The sequence below is a fragment of the Streptomyces sp. DSM 106670 genome (assembly GCF_055792845.1).
In genome coordinates, this window is record NZ_CM147704.1 from 2,137,395 (window position 1) to 2,156,741 (window position 19,347).

Sequence of the window (19,347 nt, forward strand, 5' to 3'; positions counted from 1 at the left end):
AGCGCCCGGTCAGGGGGTGTCCGGCCCGGTTCCGGGCCGGACACCCCCTGGGGCCAGAAACCTCAGACGTTGACGCCGAAGTCCTGGGCGATGCCGCGCAGGCCGGAGGCGTACCCCTGGCCGATGGCGCGGAACTTCCACTCGGCGCCGTTGCGGTACAGCTCGCCGAAGACCATGGCGGTCTCGGTCGAGGCGTCCTCGCTGAGGTCGTAGCGGGCCAGCTCGGTGTTGTCGGCCTGGTTGACCACGCGGATGTACGCGTTGCGGACCTGGCCGAAGCTCTGCTGGCGGGTCTCGGCCTCGTAGATCGAGACCGGGAAGACGATCTTGTCGACGTCGGCCGGCACACCGGCCAGGTTCACCTTGATGACCTCGTCGTCGCCCTCGCCCTCGCCGGTGGTGTTGTCACCGGTGTGCTCGACGGAGCCGTCGGGGCTCTTCAGGTTGTTGAAGAAGACGAAATTGCCGTCGGTGGCGACCTTGCCCTCGGTGTTCGTCAGCAGCGCGCTGGCGTCGAGGTCGAAGTCACCCCCGGTGGTGGTGCGGGCGTCCCAGCCCAGACCGACGATGACCGCGGTCAGGTTGGGCGCGGCCTTGGTCAGCGAGACGTTGCCGCCCTTGCTGAGGCTGACTCCCACGAGTCCTCCAGTAGTTTTCTCAGGGGCCGGCAGACACCAGCGTCCCCGTCGTTCGTTGGCATCGGATCAACGATTGGATCCTAGTGACCGGTTCCCGGCCAAAACAGGCTTTTGACCGGGCGTCGCCAGGAGATCGTCTCAGAGCGCTTCGAGCGCCTTGACGTAGTCGTTCAGGTCCCGGGCGTCCGGGAGGCCGTTCACGACGCTCCAGCGGACCACACCCGCCTTGTCGATGACGAAGGTGCCGCGCACCGCGCAGCCCTTGTCCTCGTCGAAGACGCCGTACGCCCGCGAGGTCTCCCCGTGCGGCCAGAAATCGGACAGCAGCGGGTACTCCAGGCCCTCCTGCTCGGCGAAGACGCGCAGGGTGTGGATGGAGTCGTTGGAGACGGCGAGGAGCTGGGTGCCCTCGTTCTCGAAGCGGGGCAGCTCGTCGCGGAGCGCGCACAGCTCGCCGGTGCAGACGCCGGTGAAGGCGAACGGGTAGAACACCAGCACCACGTTCTTCTCACCGCGGAACTCCGACAGCCGCACGGTCCGGCCGTGGTTGTCCTTGAGCTGGAAGTCCGGGGCCTGACTGCCGACCTCGATCGTCATGGAACACGCATCCTTAATCGCCGCTTCTCCGCGTCCCGGGCCGGGTCCGTCCGGGTGACACCCACCCTACGCAGGCCGGTCGCGGGCGTACGAAGGCCCTCACGGGCACGGTGTGCGCCCGTGAGGGCCTCGGGTGGTGCAGAGAGTGGTTCAGCGCTTGCCCTTGGCCCCCTTGGGGGTGGCCAGACGGCTGCCCGTCCAGTCCTTGCCCGCGCTGATGCTCTTGGTCTGGGCGAGCCCGGCCGTCTGGGCGGCCTCATTGATGTCGCTCGGTTCGACGTATCCGTCACGGCCGGTCTTCGGCGTCATCAGCCAGACCATCCCGCCGTCCTCGATCAGACCAATGGCATCCACCAGCGCGTCCGTAAGGTCGCCGTCCTCGTCGCGGAACCAGAGCAGGACGACGTCGGCGACGTCGTCGTACTCCTCGTCGACGAGTTCCTGGCCGGTAGTGGCCTCAATGCCCTCACGGAGCTCCAGCTCGACGTCGTCGTCGTAGCCGATCTCCTGGACCACTTGTCCGGGCTCGAACCCCAGGCGTGCTGCCGGGTTGGTCCGCTCCTCCGCGTGGTCCGCGGTCGCGCTCACGGGTTGCCTCCTGATCATGTCTTCGGAAAATGCTGCAGCCACGCGCGTGCGCGGGGCGTTGGCCGTAGTCCACACGGGCTCGGCGAATCGCGCAAGTACCCAGCGTGCGAGACCGCCTATACGGTGACGTTCCCTGCCACGTCGCCGCAAGTTCCGGCATGTCTCTACGGCGGCTTCCCGGGGTCTCCCCCGCGTCGCCCCATCCGTTTACGTCCTTCCTCAGCTTATGCGGTTTCGATCCGCCAATCGGAGTCGAACAGCCTTTGGGAACGCTTGGACGCCTTGGGCGTAAGGTTGCGGTTTGCCCGTACCCAGCCGCGTACTGCCCATACTCGTGCCCCGCCGACGAGTTTTCGGAACCTCGGGGTTACCCCACGGTAGAGATGACGTTCGGGCCCTCGCGGTAGCACGATGGAGACGGCGCACACAGAGTTGGCAGAGCCGTACGGGGGCCCGTTCCCCGTGAACAGGCCCCGTAGAGCACCACCGAACAGCGAAGGAACAGTGTGGCTTCCGGATCCGATCGCAACCCGATCATCATTGGCGGCCTTCCGAGCCAGGTCCCGGATTTCGATCCTGAAGAGACCCGGGAATGGCTCGACTCCCTCGACGCCGCCGTCGACGAGCGCGGCCGTGAGCGGGCCCGCTATCTGATGCTCCGGCTCATCGAGCGCGCGCGGGAGAAGCGCGTCGCCGTGCCGGAAATGCGCAGCACGGACTACGTGAACACGATCGCCACGAAGGACGAGCCGTTCTTCCCCGGCGACGAGGAGATCGAACGCAAGGTCCTCAACGCGACCCGCTGGAACGCCGCCGTGATGGTCTCGCGGGCGCAGCGTCCCGGGATCGGCGTCGGCGGCCACATCGCCACGTTCGCGTCCTCCGCCTCGCTGTACGACGTGGGCTTCAACCACTTCTTCCGGGGCAAGGACCAGGGCGACGGCGGTGACCAGATCTTCTTCCAGGGGCACGCGTCCCCGGGGATCTACGCCCGCGCGTTCCTGCTGGACCGGCTGAGCGAGGCGCAGCTGGACGCGTTCCGCCAGGAGAAGTCGAAGGCGCCGAACGGCCTTTCCAGCTATCCGCACCCGCGGCTGATGCCGGACTTCTGGGAGTTCCCGACCGTCTCGATGGGCCTCGGCCCGCTCGGCGCGATCTACCAGGCGCGGATGAACCGCTACATGGAGGCGCGCGGGATCGCCGACACCTCCAAGTCGCACGTCTGGGCCTATCTGGGCGACGGCGAGATGGACGAGCCGGAGTCGCTGGGCCAGCTGTCCATCGCGGCCCGTGAGGGCCTGGACAACCTGACCTTCGTGGTCAACTGCAACCTGCAGCGGCTGGATGGCCCGGTGCGCGGCAACGGCAAGATCATCCAGGAGCTGGAGTCGCAGTTCCGGGGCGCCGGCTGGAACGTCATCAAGCTGGTCTGGGACCGCTCCTGGGACCCGCTGCTGGCGCAGGACCGCACGGGCATCCTGGTCAACAAGCTGAACACCACGCCGGACGGCCAGTTCCAGACGTACGCCACGGAGACCGGCTCGTACATCCGCGAGCACTTCTTCGGCGACGACCCGCGGCTGCGGGACATGGTCAAGGACATGACCGACCAGCAGATCCTGCACCTGGGCCGCGGCGGTCACGACCACCGCAAGGTCTACGCGGCCTATGCGGCGGCCAAGGCGCACAAGGGCCAGCCGACGGTGATCCTGGCGCAGACGGTCAAGGGCTGGACGCTGGGGCCGAACTTCGAGGGCCGCAACGCGACCCACCAGATGAAGAAGCTCACGGTCGAGGACCTCAAGCGCTTCCGGGACCGGCTGCACATCCCGATCACGGACAAGCAACTGGACGAGGGCTACCCGCCCTACTACCACCCGGGCCGCGACTCGGAGGAGATCCAGTACATGCACGACCGCCGCCAGGGTCTGGGCGGTTACGTCCCGACCCGGGTGGTGCGCGCGAAGCCGCTGCCGCAGCCCGAGGAAAAGACGTACGCGGCTGCGAAGAAGGGTTCGGGTTCGCAGTCGATCGCCACCACCATGGCGTTCGTCCGTATCCTGAAGGACCTCATGCGGGACAAGGAGATCGGCAAGCGTTTCGTGCTGATCGCGCCCGATGAGTACCGCACCTTCGGTATGGACGCGTTCTTCCCGAGTGCGAAGATCTACAACCCGCTGGGTCAGCAGTACGAGGCGGTCGACCGCGATCTGCTGCTCGCGTACAAGGAGTCGCCGACCGGGCAGATGCTGCACGACGGCATCTCCGAGGCGGGCTGTACGGCCTCGCTGATCGCGGCCGGTTCGGCGTACGCCACGCACGGCGAGCCGCTGATCCCGGTGTACGTCTTCTACTCGATGTTCGGGTTCCAGCGCACCGGCGACCAGTTCTGGCAGATGGCCGACCAGCTCGCGCGCGGCTTCGTGCTGGGCGCCACCGCCGGCCGCACCACGCTGACGGGTGAGGGCCTCCAGCACGCGGACGGCCACTCGCAGCTGCTGGCCTCGACGAACCCGGGCTGTGTCGCCTACGACCCGGCGTACGGGTTCGAGATCGCGCACATCATGAAGGACGGGCTGCGCCGGATGTACGGCGAGGCGAACGAGGACGTCTTCTACTACCTCACCGTCTACAACGAGCCGATCCAGCACCCGGCCGAGCCGGAGAACGTGGACGTCGAGGGCATCCTCAAGGGCATCCACCGCTTCTCCACCGGCGAGAAGGGCGAGATCCCGGCCCAGATCATGGCGTCCGGCGTGGCGGTCCCCTGGGCCCTGGAGGCGCAGAAGATCCTCGCGGACGAGTGGAACGTCAAGGCGGACGTCTGGTCGGCGACCTCCTGGAACGAGCTGCGCCGCGAGGCGGTGGACGTGGAGCGCTACAACCTCCTGCACCCGGAGGAGGAGCAGCGCGTCCCGTACGTGACCAAGAAGCTCGACGGGGCCCAGGGCCCGTTCGTGGCGGTCTCGGACTGGATGCGTTCGGTGCCGGACCAGATCGCGCGCTGGGTGCCGGGCGCGTACCAGTCGCTGGGCGCGGACGGCTTCGGCTTCGCGGACACCCGGGGTGCGGCCCGCCGGTTCTTCCACATCGATGCGCAGTCGATCGTGCTGGCGGTCCTCACCGAGCTGGCCAAGGAGGGCAAGATCGACCGGTCGGCCCTGAAGACGGCGGTCGACCGCTACGAGCTCCTGGACGTGGCCGCGGCCGATCCGGGCGCGGCGGGCGGCGACGCGTAGGCGGGAAAGTTTCGATCCGGAGGGGCGGTGGCGCGGAAGCGTCGCCGCCCCTCCGGCGTATCCGGGCTCAGTTCTCCCAGATCTTGAAGGCGCGTACCTGGTACGGGGAGCGGGGCGTCCAGGTGCCGCCGCCGGGGTACGTCTCGAACTCGCCCGTCTCCGCGCACTCGGCGGACTGGTAGGTGGTGACGGGCCGCCCGGTGCGGTTGGCGAGGGACTGGGCGTCGCCGCCCTTCGGCAGCGGTACGCAGCTCTCGATGTCGGTGTCGGAGAGCTCGAAGGTGTGGCGGGCGCCGGTGAAGTCGGGCTTCTTCCAGAGGCAGAGCCGGCCCGCCTCACAGGACCCGAGCGTGACGCCCGAGGACCCCGGCGAGCGCTCCGGAGCCGCCGCGGCCCGGTCGTGGGCCAGGGCCTGGGGAACGAGTGCGGAGACGGCCAGAGCGGCCGCGAGAACGGCCGTACGCGTGACCGTCCTACGAGTCGTGCCTGTCATACGTGTCGTGGTCGTTGTACGTGTCGTGGCCGTCGTAGGCGTCGTGGTCGTACGCATGGTGGATCAACCCCCGTGGTCGGTCGGTGATGTGCTTCGACGATCACTCTGCGTCACCATGCGCGGTGCGCGGAAGACGGGCCGGGGGTTGCCACCCTGATAGGCGACAGCCCCGCCGAAAGGATTCGGCGGGGCTGTGACCTGCGCTGTGTTGACGCTCCGCGTCGTCGTGCGGGGCGCGTCAGATGTGGCCGACTCCGGCACCCGCCTCGGCGTTCGCGCCGCGCTTGGTGAGGGTGGCGACGAAGGCGGCGATCACCGCGACGACGCCGGCGACCGTGAAGGCCAGGCCCATGCCGGACATGAAGGTGTCGTGGATGACCCCGCCGATGCGGTCGACGATGTCCGGCGTCATGCCGGGAGCCTTGGCGAGCGCCTCGGTCGGGACCATGCCGAACTCGGCGGCCTGCTCCAGATTCGGGTCGGGTTCGCCGGGCAGGCCCGCGCCCGCCCAGTTCTCCGCGAACTCCGAGCTGACCTTGGAGGACATGACCGCGCCGAGGACGGCGGTGCCGAGCGCGCCGCCGACCTGCATGGCGGCCTGCTGGAGACCGCCGGCCACGCCGGAGAGCTCCATGGGCGCGTTGCCGACGATGACCTCGGTGGCGCCGACCATGACCGGGGCGAGCCCGCAGCCGAGCAGGGCGAACCAGAGGGACATGGCGAAGGTGCCGGTGGACTCGCTGAGCGTGGTCATGCCGAACATCGCGGTGGCCGTGCAGACCATGCCGCCGACCAGCGGGACGCGCGGGCCGAACTTGGTGATCAGCAGACCCGCGACCGGCGAGGAGATGATCATCATCGCGGTGAGCGGCAGCAGATGCAGACCGCTGTCGACCGGGCTGAGGCCGTGGACGCCCTGGAGGAAGAAGGTCACGAAGAAGAGGCCGCCCATGAAGGCGAAGGCCATCAGCATCATGAGGACGACACCGGCCGTCAACGGCACGGAGCGGAACATCCCCAGCGGAACGAGCGGCTCCTTGACCCGGGTCTCCCAGAGGCCGAAGGCCAGGAAGAGCAGGAGCGCGAGGCCCAGCCACGCCCAGGTCCGGCCGTCGCCCCAGCCCCAGGACTCACCGGCCTTGATGATGCCCCAGATGAGGGCGAACATCGCGCCCGAGAGCAGCGCGATGCCCAGGAGGTCGAAGGAGCGCGGCGCGTTGGCGGCGCGGTGGTCCTTGAGGATCACCAGGCCGAAGGCGAGCGCGGCGATGCCGACGGGCACGTTGATGAAGAAGACCGACTGCCAGCTGACGTGCTCGACGAGCAGACCGCCGACGATCGGACCGCCCGCGGTGGACGCTCCGATGACCATGCCCCAGATGCCGATCGCCATGTTCAGCTTCTCGGCGGGGAAGGTGGCGCGCAGCAGGCCGAGCGCGGCCGGCATCAGCAGGGCGCCGAAGAGGCCCTGGAGCACGCGGAAGAGGATGACCAGCGAGATCTCGCTGGAGAGACCGATCGCACCGGAGGCGAGGGCGAAGCCCGCGATGCCGATGAGGAAGGTCTGACGGTGGCCGAAGCGGTCGCCCAGCTTGCCCGCGGTGATCAGGGCGACGGCGAGGGCGAGCAGATAGCCGTTGGTGATCCACTGGACGTCGGCGAGCGAGGCGCCGAGGTCCTTCTGGATCGCGGGGTTCGCGATGGCGACGATGGTGCCGTCGAGGGCGACCATCATCACGCCGATGGCGACGGCGAAGAGGGTCAGCCAGGGGTGGCCGCGAAGCCCCTTGACCGGGGCGGGTACTGCGTTGTCTTCGGGCTCCCGCGGCGCCTTCTCGACGGTGGTCTGACTAGTCATACGGGGAGACTAGTGACAGCCGCTGACAGTTGACAAACCAATTCACAAGTCAGTAACTGTCACGTAGCTCACACGTAGCGCACAGGTATGCTGAGCTGGACAAATACGGGAAAAGAGGGACCGGTACGTGACCGACGGGCAGACAGTCGAGCCCCGCGCCGGACTGCGTGAACGCAAGAAACAGCGCACCCGCGACGCCTTGCTGCGCGCCGCCCTCGAACTGTTCACCACCCAGGGGTACGAACGCACCACCGTCGACGAGATCGTCGACGCCGTGGAGGTCTCCCAGCGCACCTTCTTCCGCTACTTCGCGAGCAAGGAGGACACCACCTTCGCCGTGCAGGAGATGGTCGAGTCCCGTTTCATCGAGGAGCTGCGCCGCCGCCCCGCGGACGAGGCGCCCTTCGAGGCCATGCGCCGGGCGGTGCTGTGCGCCTGGAACAGCATCGGCGAGGCGATCGAGGAGGTCATCACCGTCGACCTCCATATGCGGACCTACCAGATGATCGAGTCGACCCCGCCCCTGCTCGCCGCCCATATGCGGCGCGGCATCGCCCTGGAGAACCAGATCGCCCGGCTGATCGCGGAGCGCGAGGGGCTGGACGTGGATCGGGACCCCAGGCCGCGGGTGGCCGTCGCCGCGTTCTCCGGGGTGATGCGGGTGACCGGCCAACTGTGGGGCCAGGGGCGCGACCCGAGCGTGGAGGCGCTGCGCGATCTGACCGAGGAGTATCTCGACCAGCTCGTCCCGGCCCTCGCCCGGGACTGGCGTCAGGAATCTCACGGCTCGCGTCAGCAATAGCGCACCTCCGGGACCACAGTGACCCTCCGTGAGAAATCCGGAGTGAATCCTTTGCGGACGGGTGATGTACGTCACCCGAATCACGGTGGCCGACGCGCGTCTCCTAGGGTGTGGCGCAGTGACTTCTTTCGACACCTCTCCCACGTTGACCGCATGGCGCGCGCTGCTCGCCGTCGCGGTCGTGTTCGTGATGCTGGCGACGACGGGCTGGAGCGCCGTCCGCGATCAGCACCCCGACGGGCCGCGCGAGCTCGCGCTCGCCGCCTGGGCGCGGGACCGGATAGCGGGCCGTTCGCTGCCGGAGGCCGACGCCCCCGCCTATCGGCTGGCCCACTTCTTCGCCACCCTCACCGCGGGGCAGCGGACGGCGCTGGCGGGCAAGTACCCGTCGGTGGTGGGAAATCTGAACGGCGTACCGGTCACGCTGCGCTACCGGGCCAACCGGGTCGCCCTCAGGCAGGCCGTGGCCGTGGAGCAGGTGCGGGCGCACGACGAGAAGCTGTCGCCGGACGGGCGTGACGAGGCACAGGCCCGGCTCGACCGGTTCCGGTCGCTGCTCAAGGGCGGGCGCCAGATCCTGGCCTTCGATCCGTCCGGGAAGGGCCGGGCGGCCGAGGTGTTCGGCAACCTCGACCGGGCCGCCCGGGTCTCCGTCGTCGTCCCCGGCGTCGACACCCATCTGCTGACCCTGGAACGCAGCAAGCGCCAGTACGCGGCCCCCGTCGGCATGGCCAAGTCCCTGTACGGCGCGGAGCGCTCGGCCTCCCCGGGCACCCGTACGGCCGTCATCGCCTGGGCCGACTACACCGCCCCGGCCGGTCTCGGCATGGACGCGGCGCTGGGCGGGCTGGCGGCGAACGGCGCGATCCGGCTGAACGCGATGGTCGGTGCGCTGCCCGGCGCCTCGAAGGTCTCGCTGTTCTGCCACAGCTACGGCTCGGTGGTCTGCGGGGTGGCCGCGCACTCGGCCCCCGACCGGGTGGCCGACATCGCGGTCGCGGGCAGCCCGGGCATGCGGGCCGCCAACGCCGGGCAGCTGGAGACCGGCGCCCGGATCTGGGCGACCCGGGACGGCGACGACTGGATCGGGGACGTACCGCATCTCGAATTCGGCGGGATCGGTCACGGGGCCGATCCGGTCGACCCGGCCTTCGGCGCGCGGATCGTCTCGGCGGCCGGAGCCGCCGGGCACAGCGGCTACTTCGAACCGGGCACCGAGAGCCTGGACAACTTCGCCGCGATCGGCGTCGGAGCGTACGGGTCGGTCAGCTGCGCGCGTGCCGACAGCGCATGCCACAGCGGTATTTCCGGTGCGCGGGACGGCTGACGCGCGTAGAGAAGCGTGTCGGGCGGATTAATTGGGACTTACTCCGAGGGGGGACGCGGGCGACTGTGCCGCATACGATGAGGCACATGGGTGATGTGCTGGCCGGAATTCATGCCACCTGGGAGTTCGACACCGACTCCGTGCTCATCCGCTTCGAACGGGGCATCCGCACACCGAAGCTCTTCCAGAGCCTGCGGGAACGCCGCATCCCGTATGCGGCGCTGTCGTCGGTGACGCTGACCCCGGGCAAGCGGAGCACGGTGGTCCTGCGTGCCGTGCCGCGACCGGGTGCCGATCCTCTGGTGGAGGCTGCCGCCGGGCAGCTCAAGGAGGGGTGCGACCCCTATCGCCTGGTGCTTCCGGCGGAGCGGGAAGTGCTCGCCGAGTACTACGCGGACGAGCTGCGGGCCCTGCTGGACCCGGCGTCCGACGAGCCCGCCGACCGCTTCCTGGTGGCGGCCCCCGAGGCCCCGATGAACTTCAAGGCGTACGACGGCCGGGCCGGCTTCGACGGCGAGCGGGTCTCCTTCCGGTGGTCCTGGACCGGGGCCTCCAGCGCCAAGTGGAAGGCCGGCGACCAGACCTTCAAAGTGAGCGAGTTGGCCGGAATCGTATGGCGCTCGCCCGAGGCGCTGGACGGCTACCTGCGGCTGCTGCCCCGCGCGGCGGCCCCGGTCGACCACCGCACCGGCGGCAGCCTGGGCGATCTGCACGGTCCCGGCGGCTCCGTGGACGTGGACGGCGGTACGCCGGACGGGGTGCCCGCCGGGGCCCCGACCGCCGGCCCGGACCAGGATCCGGCCGCCGTGCTGTTCGGCCTGGGCTACGGGCCGGTGCACGAGTCGCTGCCCTTCGCCGCCGCCGTCCTGGAGTCCGTACGCAAGACCCAGCCCGCGCCCGCCGCCTCCGCCCCGGCCCTGGTGAACGCCGGGCGGCGCGATCCGGCGGACATCGCCGAGCGGATACATCACCTCGGCGAGCTGCATCAGGCCGGCCTGGTGACGGACGCCGAGTACACCGCGAAGAAGGCCCAACTGCTCGCGGAGCTGTGACCCGTACGGTCACCGGGCCGCGACCCCGTGAGCAGTACGCCCGCCGAGCCGTGACCCCGTACCGGAGTATGAGGTGGACCGGCCGCAGGTCGGAACCCCGGTATGACTCCCCCGGGCCTCCGGTCTGCCTAGGCTGACCGGGCTATGTCCACATCCACGTCCTCCTCCCCCGCCGGGCCCCCGCCGCCCGCCGACGGCCTGCTGAGCGCCGCCCGCCGCAATCTGCGCGAGCTCGCCCACGGGCTGTCCCACGCGTCCCATCCGTCCACGCCGCTGCTGGCCGAAGCCCCGAAACTGTGGCAGCGGCTGCTGCCGTACGTCGTGGTGCTCGCCCTGGCCGCGACCTTCATCCCGGTCACCATCACCGTCCTGACCTCGCAGTACGACGTGCCGGGCGCGCTGGCCGGGGCGCTCGGGGTGGCCGGGGCGGCTCCGCTGCTGATGCTGGCCCACCGGCCGCTCCAGGCGTGGTGGATCATCTTCCCGGCCGACATCGTGGGCGCGCTGGTGCTGCTGGCGCACCCCTCCGAGCAGCACGACGTCTGGCCGTGGATCCCGCCGGTGCTGGTCGCCTACCTCTTCCTGCTGCTGGCCATCGGGCTGCGCGAGACACGGCGGACCGCGGTCTCCGTATGGGTGGCGACATGTCTGGCCGGGCTGGTGCTGCATCTGATCGCGCCGGCCGACCGCAGCACCGGCAGCGCCCTGCTGCTGCCGATCCTCGGCGCGGTGGTCCTGGTGATCGGCGGGGCGGTGCGGGAGCGGGGCGAGGCGACCCGGCGGCTGGCCGAGCAGGAGACGATCAGCGAGGCGGAGCGGGCGCAGCGCACGCTGCTGGAGGAGCGGACCCGGATCGCCCGGGAGCTGCACGACGTGGTCGCGCACCATATGTCGGTGATCACCGTGCAGGCGGACTCCGCGCCGTACCGGATCCCGGGTCTGCCGGAGCCCGCGCAGGAGGAGTTCGCCGCCATCGCGGCGGCCGCGCGGGAGTCGCTCGGCGAGATGCGGCGGCTGCTGTCGGTGCTGCGCAGCGACGGCACCGAGGGCGATCTGACCCCGCAGCCGGGCCTGGACCGGCTCCAGCAGCTGGTGGAGGCGACGGTACGGGCCGGGCTTCCGGTGGAGCTGTCGCTCGCCGCGGATCTGGGCGAGGTGCCGTCGGCGGTGGATCTGTCGGCGTACCGGATCGTGCAGGAGGCGCTGGCCAATGTGGTGCGGCACGCACCCGGGGCGCGCACCCAGGTCTCGGTGCGGGCGGCCGCGGGCCATCTGAACGTGCTGGTGGTCAACGGGCCCGCGCCGAAGCCCGCCGAGCCGCTGGAGAGCACCGGGACCGGGCACGGGCTGGTGGGCATGCGGGAGCGCGTACGGTTGACCGGCGGCACGCTGGACACCGGGCCGCTGCCCGACGGCGGGTTCCGGGTGGCCGCCCGGATGCCGCTGCCTCCGGCCACGGCGCCGTCCGCCCGGCCCTCTTCCGTCCCACCCCCTTCGGAGGACCTGTGACCATCCGCGTGATCATCGTCGACGACCAGGCCATGGTGCGGGCCGGGTTCGCGGCGCTGCTGTCGGCGCAGAGCGACATCGACGTGGTGGGCGAGGCGGCGGACGGCCGCCAGGGCGTGGACGTCAGCCGCAACCAGCATCCCGACGTGGTCCTGATGGACGTCCGGATGCCGGAGATGGACGGACTGGCCGCCGCCCGCGAGCTGTTGAACCCGCCGGTGGGCGTGGTGCACCGGCCGAAGGTGCTGATGCTGACGACGTTCGACGTGGACGACTACGTGTACGAGGCGCTGCGCGCCGGGGCGTCCGGGTTCCTGCTGAAGGACGCCCCGCCCGCCGATCTGATCGCGGCGGTACGGGTGGTGGCGGCCGGTGACGCGCTGCTCGCGCCCTCGGTGACCCGGCGGCTGATCGCGGACTTCGCGGCGCAGCGGCCCGCCGGGGCGACGCGCGGCGGCCAGGCGCTCCGGCTCAACGGCCTCACCCCGCGCGAGAGCGAGGTGCTGGAGCTGATCGCGCGGGGGCTGTCGAACCAGGAGATCGCGGGGCGGCTTGTGCTGGCCGAACAGACCGTCAAGACGCACATCGGGCGGGTGCTGGCCAAGCTGGACCTGCGGGACCGGGCGCAGGCGGTGATCTTCGCGTACGAGTCGGGGCTGGTGACTCCGGGGGACGCGGGGGCGTAACGGTACGTCCTGGGTTCTCGCCCACCCCCTACCCCGGTATCACCCCGCAGTTGGCTCCCCGGTGTGACGTCGCGTCACCCGTCCGCTTCCTACCTTCCTCCCGGTCGCACCGCTCGGTGCGGCTCCGGAGAGGGAGGGCACGATGCGTCGATACGCGAGGACCGTGGTCGCGTTCGCACTGGCGACCAGCGTGGTGGCGGGAACCGCGGGCTGGGTTTCGGGGGATGCGCAGCAGGCGCTGACCGGGCCGCCGCCGGGCACCGCGCAGTGGCGGGCGGACCGGGCGCTGGGGGCGGAGCTGCCCGATCCGGAGCGCTCGACCGCTGCCGAAGTCGCGTCGTTCTTCGCCGGGTTGAGCCCGAAGGAGCGGCAACTGCTGTTGCTGCGGCATCCGTCCGTCGTCGGGAATCTCGACGGGGCGCCGCTGGAGGTGCGTTACCGCGCCAACTCCCTCGCGCTGACCGCATCCGACGACCCCCGCTACCGTTCGCTGGCCGCGCCCGGACGCCAGATCCTCGCATTCGATCCGCGCGGACGCGGGCTGGTCGCCGAGGTGTTCGGGGATCTGCGCGCGGCGGCGCGGGTCTCGGTGGTGGTGCCGGGGTCCGACAACGACGCCGGGACCTTCGACCGGAAGGTCGCCGCCCACGGGGCCCCGGCCGGGATGGCCCGGACCCTGCAGCAGGAGGCGGGTCCGGAGACGGCCGTCATCGCCTGGGCCGGGTACACCACCCCCGTCGGCGTCGGCGTGGACGCGGCGACCGGGCGGCTCGCGGAGGCGGGCGCCGGGCGGCTGACCCGGTTCGCGGAGGGCCTGACGGCGGACGGGCTGCCCGAGCCGGCGATGTTCTGCCACAGCTACGGCTCCGTCGTCTGCGGGATCGCCGCCCACCGCCTGCCCGCCACCGACCTGGTGGTCCTCGGCTCCCCCGGCATGCGGGCGGACGATGCCGCGGGGCTGCGGACGAAGGCCCGGGTGTGGGCGGCGAAGGACCCGACCGACTGGATCGACAACGTGCCGAACGTGCGCTTCGCCGGTCTCGGCCATGGGGCGGACCCCACCGACCCGGCGTTCGGCGCCCGCCGCGTACCGGCGGACGAGGCCCGGGGCCACGCCGGCTACTTCGCGCCCGGGACGGACTCGCTCCGGGCCTTCGCCGCCATCGCGCGGGGCACGACCACTCCGGAAGGTGCGACCCGATGAACGCCGTACCGAAGACACCACTGCGGAAGAACGCCGTACGCGACGACGTCCGGCGGCTCGCCGACCGTATCGACTCCGCCACCCCCGCCCACCGCGACCGCGCGATCGACGGCCTGCGGGCCGTGGCGCTGCTCGCTGTGCCGCTCGGCCACTGGATGCTCGGCGGGTTCCGGCTGGACGCCGACGGGCTGCACAACGCGAGCCCGCTCTCGACCTTCGGCGGGTTCGCGCCGGTCAGTTGGGTGCTCCAGATGCTGGGCATCTTCTTCCTGGTCGGCGGGTACGCGTCGGTGCTCTCCTACCGCCGCCGGACCTCGACGACGGCCGCCTGGCTGGGCGGCCGGCTGACCCGCCTCGGCCGGCCGGTGCTCGGGGTGACCGCCGTGTGGGCGGTGCTGCTCTCGGCGCTGTCCGCGCTGGGCGTGCCGGGCGACACGCTGCGTACGGCGTCGACGCTGGTGATCCAGCCGCTCTGGTTCGTCGGGGTGTACACCGTGGTCACGGCCCTCACCCCGGTCTGTGTGCGGCTGGCGCGACGGCTCGGCGGCTGGGCGGCGCTGCCGCTGCTGGTCTCCGTCGCGGTCGTGGACTTCCTGCGCTACGGCCCCTTCGCGGAGGCGATGCCGTCCTGGCTGAGCGCACTCAACATCCTGCCCGGCTGGCTGTTCGCGTATCAGCTGGGCGTGTCCTGGGGAGAGGGCCGGATCGGCAGGCGCGGGGCGCGGCTGCTGCTGATCGGCGGCGGGGTGCTGTTCGCCGTGCTGCTGCTCGCCTTCCACTACCCGGCGTCGATGGTCGGCGTGCCGGGCGAGGCGCGGACGAACTCGCATCCGCCGTCGCTGCTGGTGGTGGCGTTGGCGGCGGCGCAGAGCGGGGCGGCGATCCTGCTGCGCGACCGGCTCGGGCGGCTGCTGCGCAGGCCGCTGCTGTGGGCGCCGGTCGTGGTGATCAACCTGTCGGCGATGACGATCCTGTGCTGGCACCAGACGGCGATGCTGGCCGCCGCCGTACCGGCCTCGCTCACGGGCGCGGCGGGCACGGCGGTGGCGGGTCTGACCACCGCGCCGGACACGGTGGGCTGGGTGCTGGCCCGGATCGCCTGGCTGCCGGTGTTCGCCGGGCTGCTGGTGCTGATCGCCCGGTACGCGCGCCGCTTCGAGGACCCGTGGCGGTCGGGCACCCGCGCCGCGAACGCCCGCCGCGCGCTGGCGGGGCTGCTCGCGGCGGGGTTCGCGGTGTTCGCGCTGGGGCTGGCGTGAGGGGCCGGCGTCGTCATGGACTTCATGAACCAGGCGATCACCGCGTACGTCTCCGGGCTACCGCTCCCGCGCCGTCGCCGTGCTGCTCATGTCCGGGTAGCGGTCCCCCGCCACCCGGTCCGCGATCGGCTCCAGGGCGGCCAGTTCGTCCGCCGTCAGGGTCAGCCGGGTCGCGGCGACGTTCTCCAGGAGGCGGCTGCGCTTACGGGTGCCGGGGATCGGGACCACGTTCAGGCCGTGGACCTCGGCGCGCTGCTGGACCCAGGCCAGGGCCACCTGTGCGGCGGTCGCCCCGTGGGCCGCGGCGATCTTGTGGACGGGCTCCAGCAGGGCCGCGTTCGTCCTGGCGTTGTCGCCGGTGAAGCGGGGTTGGTGGGCGCGGAAGTCGTTCGCCGCGAGGTCCTTGCCCGCGTCGGTGAAGGCCCCGGTGAGGAAGCCCCGGCCGAGCGGGGAGTACGGGACGAGCGTGACGCCCAGCTCGGCCGCCGCGCCGACGGCGCTCCGCTCGACGTCCCGGCTGAAGAGCGACCACTCCGACTGGAGGGCGGCGATCGGGTGGACGGCGTACGCCTCGCGCAGCTCCGGGCCGGTGACCTCGCTCAGGCCGAGCTGCTTGACCTTGCCCTGCTGAACCAGCTCCGCCAGTGCGCCGATCGATTCGGCGAGCGGGACGGCCGGGTCGCGGCGGTGCATGTAGTAGAGGTCGATGACGTCGGTGTTCAGCCGGCGCAGGCTCGCCTCGACGGCGGTACGGATGTAGGCGGGGTCGTTGCTGATGCCCCGGTACTGCGGGTCGTCGGTGCGGACGAGCGCGAACTTGGTGGCGAGGGTGATCTCGTCCCGGTGGGCCCCGACGAACGGCGCGAGGAACTCCTCGTTGGCCCCGCGCCCGTAGGCGTCGGCGGTGTCGAAGAGCGTGACGCCCGCCTCCAGGGCCGCGTCCAGGGTGTCGCGGGCGGCGGCGAGGTCGGTGTCTCCGTAGAACTCGCTCATGCCCATGCAGCCGAGCCCCTGGACGCCGACCCGGGGTCCGCCGGCGCCGAGCTCCGTGGTGGCGATCTTGTTGCTGTCGTTGCCAGTCATCAGGCACTGTGCCTCTCCGGCGCCCTGCGGGCGCCCGCGTAGAACTCGATCTTGTAATCGAGCACGGCGAGGGTGTCGTGGAGCTCCGCGATCCGCGAGAGCACATCGCGGCGGGTCGCCTCCAGCAGTTCCTGCCGTTCCTCGAAGGTGGACTCGCCCTCGCGCAGCAGCTCCGCGTACCGCACCATGTCGGCGACGGGCATGCCGGTCATCCGCAGCTTGCCGACGAAGGCCAGCCAGTCCAGGTCGCGGTCGCTGAAGCGGCGCTGGCCGGTGTGCGAGCGGTCGACGTGGGGCATGAGGCCGATGCGTTCGTACCAGCGCAGGGTGTGCGCGGTGAGCCCGGTGCGGGCGACGACCTCGCTGATGCTGTAGCTGCCCTTGTCCGTGCCTGTACCTGTGCCCGTCATGCTCTCCACGCTAGATCCTTGGAGTGCACTCGAAGCAAGCGCAATCGAGGTTTCTCTGACACCTCCTATGACCCGACATGTCGCATGTGCCCGAGATGAAGGAATGTTCATCCTGGCTTCATGTTCGTACCGCCCGGGACCGTCAGGGTGAACGCATGGCTTTCTCACCTCGTCTGGCGGCCCTGGCAGCCGTCGTCGCCGTGCCCCTGGGCATAGCGGCCACCAGCTACGCCATGACCGACACCTCGGAGGCGCCGAAGGTGCCTCCCGCCGTTCAGCTGGACGAGAGTCCACGCGCCACCCCGCCGTCGCCGAGCGGCACCCCCGCTCCGACCCGTACACCGGACAGCTCCGTCGTCCCGGGCCCCTCCGCGGCCGACGACGACGATGACGACGACGACCTCGGTGATGACGGTTAGCCGGTCGTCGCTGGGCTTCCCGAGGATCTCCGCCCGGGTACGGATCCTGCTGTGGCTGCTGGTCGTGATGGCGGTCGCGCTGGGCGCGGTCGCCGTCACCGTGCGCTCGATCCTCCAGCGGGACGTGGACCACCGCATCAGCCAGCTGCTCACGCAGGAGACCGGCGAGTTCGCGAACTTCGTTCCGCAGGGGGTGGACCCGGACACCGGCGGCCGCTTCGGCACCGCGGACCGGCTGCTGCGCGTCTATCTGCAGCGGCAGTACGCCGACCCCGACGAGGAGCTGCTGGGCCTGACCGGCCGGCCAGGCGCGCGGCCCGACGTCATCCGGCAGCGCCGCGACCTGCCCCCGGACAGCGCCCTGTGGCGGGACACCGCCTCGCTGACCCGGATCCACGCCTCCGAGAGCTCCTTCGGAACGCTGGAGCGCCCGCAGGGCGAGCTGCGCTGGGCCAAGGTCGTGATCGCTCCGTCCGGGGGCAGACAGCCCGGGGCGTTCGTCGTCGCCTTCCACCCGGAGCGCGAACGGGCCGTCGCCGACAAGACGTTCTGGACGCTGCTCGCGCTGTCCGGGGTGGCGCTGCTGATGACGACGGGCATCGGCTGGGCGGTCGCCGGACGCATTCTCGCGCCCGTACGGCTGGTGCGGACGACGGCGGCGGAGCTGACCGAGCAGGACCTCACCCGGCGGATCCCGGTGGAGGGCCGGGACGACATCGCGGCCCTCGCCGAGACGTTCAACGCGATGCTCGACCGGCTTGAGCAGGCGTTCGCCGCGCAGCGGGTCTTCGTCGACGACGCCGGGCACGAGCTGCGCACCCCGATCACCATCGTCCGGGGCCATCTGGAGCTGATGGGCGACGATCCGGCGGACCGGGAGGAGACGGTGCGGCTGGTCACGGACGAGCTGGACCGGATGAGCCGGATCGTCGAGGACCTGCTGCTGCTCGCGGGGGCCGAGCGCCCCGACTTCGTACGTCCCGAGCCCGTCCAGCTCGCGGAGCTGACGGCCGACGTGTTCGTGAAGGTGCGGACCCTGGGCGACCGGGAGTGGCAGCTCGACGGCGTCGCGGACCGCGAAGTGCGCCTGGACGAACAGCGGATGACGCAGGCGATGGTCCAGCTCGCGCAGAACGCCGTCCAGCACACCGTGCCCGGCCAGCGCATCCGTATCGGCTCCCGGACGATCGGCTCCCGGGCCGATGCGGGACGTGTGGAGCTGTACGTCGCCGATCACGGACCCGGCATTCCGCCGGAGGACGCCGAGGTCATCTTCGAACGGTTCCGCCGGGGCACGTCCCGGCGCGGGACCCGCACCAGCGGGGCCGGGCTGGGCCTCGCCATCGTCAGAGCCATCGCGGAGGGCCACCACGGCCGCGTGGAACTACGCCGCACCGAAGGCGGCGGAGCCACTTTCGTCATCACGCTGGAGACCGACACATGAACCGCATCCTGATCGCCGAGGACGAGGAGCGCATCGCCTCGTTCGTCCAGAAGGGCCTGCGCGCCAACGGCTTCACCACGGTCGTCGCCGACGACGGTGACCTGGCGCTGGGCCATGCGCTGACCGGCGGTTTCGACCTGATGGTGCTCGACATCGGGCTGCCGGGCCGGGACGGCTTCACCGTGCTGCGGGAGCTGCGCGAGGCCCGCGTCACGCTGCCGGTGATCGTGCTCACCGCCCGCGACTCGGTCCGGGACACGGTGGCGGGTCTTGAGGGCGGGGCCGACGACTGGATGACGAAGCCGTTCCGCTTCGAGGAGCTGCTCGCCCGGATACGGCTGCGCCAACGCACCGCAGCCCGCGCGCCCGAGGTCACCCTGTTGCGCAGCGGCAGCCTCACCCTGGACCTGCGCACGCGGCGGGCCCGCGCGGAGGACCGGACGGTGGACCTGACGGCACGCGAGTTCGTGCTGCTGGAGATGTTCCTGCGCCACCCGGGCCAGGTGCTGTCGCGCGAGCAGATCCTGTCGCATGTGTGGGGGTACGACTTCGACCCCGGCTCCAACATCGTGGACGTGTATGTCCGGGCGCTGCGCCGGAAGTTGGGGGCGGAGCGGCTGGAGACGGTACGGGGCATGGGGTACCGGCTGCCGTAGGGCCTCTCTGGGCCATGGCCCGCATGAAAGATCCCTCACCGGCCGCTCATCGACCGCTCACCCCGCCTTCAGAGGCTGTACAG

18 protein-coding genes are annotated in these 19,347 nt (G+C 71.0%); 11 read left to right on the forward strand and 7 right to left on the reverse strand.

Annotation, left to right across the window (positions count from 1 at the left end):
* Nucleotides 1-62 precede the first annotated feature (62 nt).
* From ACSMXR_RS09420 to ACSMXR_RS09430, 3 genes are all read right to left on the reverse strand, one after another.
* Nucleotides 63-638 carry a TerD family protein gene (locus ACSMXR_RS09420; protein WP_030622260.1) on the reverse strand — a complete coding sequence of 192 codons (576 nt, stop codon included), beginning with the start codon at nt 636-638 and terminating at the stop codon, nt 63-65.
* Between the two features lie 138 nt (nt 639-776).
* The gene (locus ACSMXR_RS09425; protein WP_003969401.1) at nt 777-1,235 is read right to left on the reverse strand and encodes a peroxiredoxin; all 459 of its coding nucleotides are present in this window, start codon (nt 1,233-1,235) and stop codon (nt 777-779) included.
* 150 nt (nt 1,236-1,385) lie between these two features.
* Nucleotides 1,386-1,823, reverse strand: a complete 438-nt coding sequence (locus ACSMXR_RS09430) for a DUF3052 domain-containing protein (RefSeq protein WP_030078202.1) — start codon at nt 1,821-1,823, stop codon at nt 1,386-1,388.
* Nucleotides 1,824-2,329: 506 nt separating this feature from the next.
* Between ACSMXR_RS09430 and aceE the strand changes: the two genes are divergently transcribed.
* Nucleotides 2,330-5,062: a pyruvate dehydrogenase (acetyl-transferring), homodimeric type gene (gene aceE / locus ACSMXR_RS09435; RefSeq protein WP_137233241.1), complete on the forward strand. Its 2,733-nt coding sequence runs from the start codon at nt 2,330-2,332 to the stop codon at nt 5,060-5,062.
* A 67-nt stretch (nt 5,063-5,129) separates the two neighbouring features.
* Here the strand turns inward: aceE and ACSMXR_RS09440 are convergent, their stop codons facing one another.
* Together ACSMXR_RS09440 and ACSMXR_RS09445 are read right to left on the reverse strand one after the other, a co-directional pair.
* A complete protein-coding gene (locus tag ACSMXR_RS09440) occupies nt 5,130-5,555 on the reverse strand; it encodes a peptidase inhibitor family I36 protein (RefSeq protein ID WP_137233242.1) in 426 nt (141 codons plus the stop codon).
* 238 nt (nt 5,556-5,793) lie between these two features.
* Nucleotides 5,794-7,290: an MFS transporter gene (locus tag ACSMXR_RS09445; protein ID WP_473172364.1), complete on the reverse strand. Its 1,497-nt coding sequence runs from the start codon at nt 7,288-7,290 to the stop codon at nt 5,794-5,796.
* 250 nt (nt 7,291-7,540) lie between these two features.
* Between ACSMXR_RS09445 and ACSMXR_RS09450 the strand changes: the two genes are divergently transcribed.
* The 7 genes from ACSMXR_RS09450 (at nt 7,541) to ACSMXR_RS09480 (ending at nt 15,252) form a co-directional block, all read left to right on the forward strand.
* The gene (locus tag ACSMXR_RS09450) at nt 7,541-8,215 is read left to right on the forward strand and encodes a TetR family transcriptional regulator (protein ID WP_137233244.1); all 675 of its coding nucleotides are present in this window, start codon (nt 7,541-7,543) and stop codon (nt 8,213-8,215) included.
* Nucleotides 8,216-8,333: 118 nt separating this feature from the next.
* Complete coding sequence (locus ACSMXR_RS09455; RefSeq protein ID WP_364891735.1) at nt 8,334-9,542, forward strand: alpha/beta hydrolase; 1,209 nt, start codon at nt 8,334-8,336, stop codon at nt 9,540-9,542.
* Nucleotides 9,543-9,628: 86 nt separating this feature from the next.
* Entirely contained in the window at nt 9,629-10,594 is a 966-nt protein-coding gene (locus ACSMXR_RS09460) for a DUF4429 domain-containing protein (RefSeq protein WP_218527667.1), read from the forward strand.
* A gap of 144 nt (nt 10,595-10,738) precedes the next feature.
* Nucleotides 10,739-12,103, forward strand: coding sequence for a sensor histidine kinase (locus ACSMXR_RS09465; protein ID WP_473171624.1), 1,365 nt, complete (start codon nt 10,739-10,741; stop codon nt 12,101-12,103).
* On the forward strand, nt 12,100-12,789 hold the full coding sequence (locus ACSMXR_RS09470; protein WP_030622245.1) for a response regulator: 690 nt from the start codon (nt 12,100-12,102) through the stop codon (nt 12,787-12,789). The genes ACSMXR_RS09465 and ACSMXR_RS09470 overlap by 4 nt, the downstream gene beginning before the upstream one ends.
* A gap of 142 nt (nt 12,790-12,931) precedes the next feature.
* Nucleotides 12,932-13,993 (forward strand): alpha/beta hydrolase, encoded by a 1,062-nt coding sequence (locus ACSMXR_RS09475; RefSeq protein WP_473171625.1) that lies wholly within the window; start codon nt 12,932-12,934, stop codon nt 13,991-13,993.
* The gene (locus tag ACSMXR_RS09480; protein ID WP_473171626.1) at nt 13,990-15,252 is read left to right on the forward strand and encodes an acyltransferase family protein; all 1,263 of its coding nucleotides are present in this window, start codon (nt 13,990-13,992) and stop codon (nt 15,250-15,252) included. Before ACSMXR_RS09475 ends, ACSMXR_RS09480 begins: the two co-directional genes overlap by 4 nt.
* Before the next feature lie 57 nt (nt 15,253-15,309).
* Here the strand turns inward: ACSMXR_RS09480 and ACSMXR_RS09485 are convergent, their stop codons facing one another.
* Together ACSMXR_RS09485 and ACSMXR_RS09490 are read right to left on the reverse strand one after the other, a co-directional pair.
* Nucleotides 15,310-16,335, reverse strand: coding sequence for an aldo/keto reductase (locus ACSMXR_RS09485; RefSeq protein ID WP_381908235.1), 1,026 nt, complete (start codon nt 16,333-16,335; stop codon nt 15,310-15,312).
* Entirely contained in the window at nt 16,335-16,745 is a 411-nt protein-coding gene (locus tag ACSMXR_RS09490; RefSeq protein ID WP_137233251.1) for a MerR family transcriptional regulator, read from the reverse strand. The genes ACSMXR_RS09485 and ACSMXR_RS09490 overlap by 1 nt, the downstream gene beginning before the upstream one ends.
* A gap of 155 nt (nt 16,746-16,900) precedes the next feature.
* Here ACSMXR_RS09490 and ACSMXR_RS09495 point away from each other — a divergent pair, with 155 nt between their 5' ends.
* The 3 genes from ACSMXR_RS09495 to ACSMXR_RS09505 are packed head-to-tail and all read left to right on the forward strand — an operon-like array spanning nt 16,901 to nt 19,264.
* The gene (locus tag ACSMXR_RS09495) at nt 16,901-17,164 is read left to right on the forward strand and encodes a small hydrophilic protein (protein ID WP_218527660.1); all 264 of its coding nucleotides are present in this window, start codon (nt 16,901-16,903) and stop codon (nt 17,162-17,164) included.
* Nucleotides 17,154-18,608: a sensor histidine kinase gene (locus tag ACSMXR_RS09500; RefSeq protein ID WP_473172365.1), complete on the forward strand. Its 1,455-nt coding sequence runs from the start codon at nt 17,154-17,156 to the stop codon at nt 18,606-18,608. Before ACSMXR_RS09495 ends, ACSMXR_RS09500 begins: the two co-directional genes overlap by 11 nt.
* A complete protein-coding gene (locus tag ACSMXR_RS09505; protein ID WP_137233253.1) occupies nt 18,605-19,264 on the forward strand; it encodes a response regulator transcription factor in 660 nt (219 codons plus the stop codon). The genes ACSMXR_RS09500 and ACSMXR_RS09505 overlap by 4 nt, the downstream gene beginning before the upstream one ends.
* The last annotated feature ends 83 nt before the right edge of the window (nt 19,265-19,347 follow it).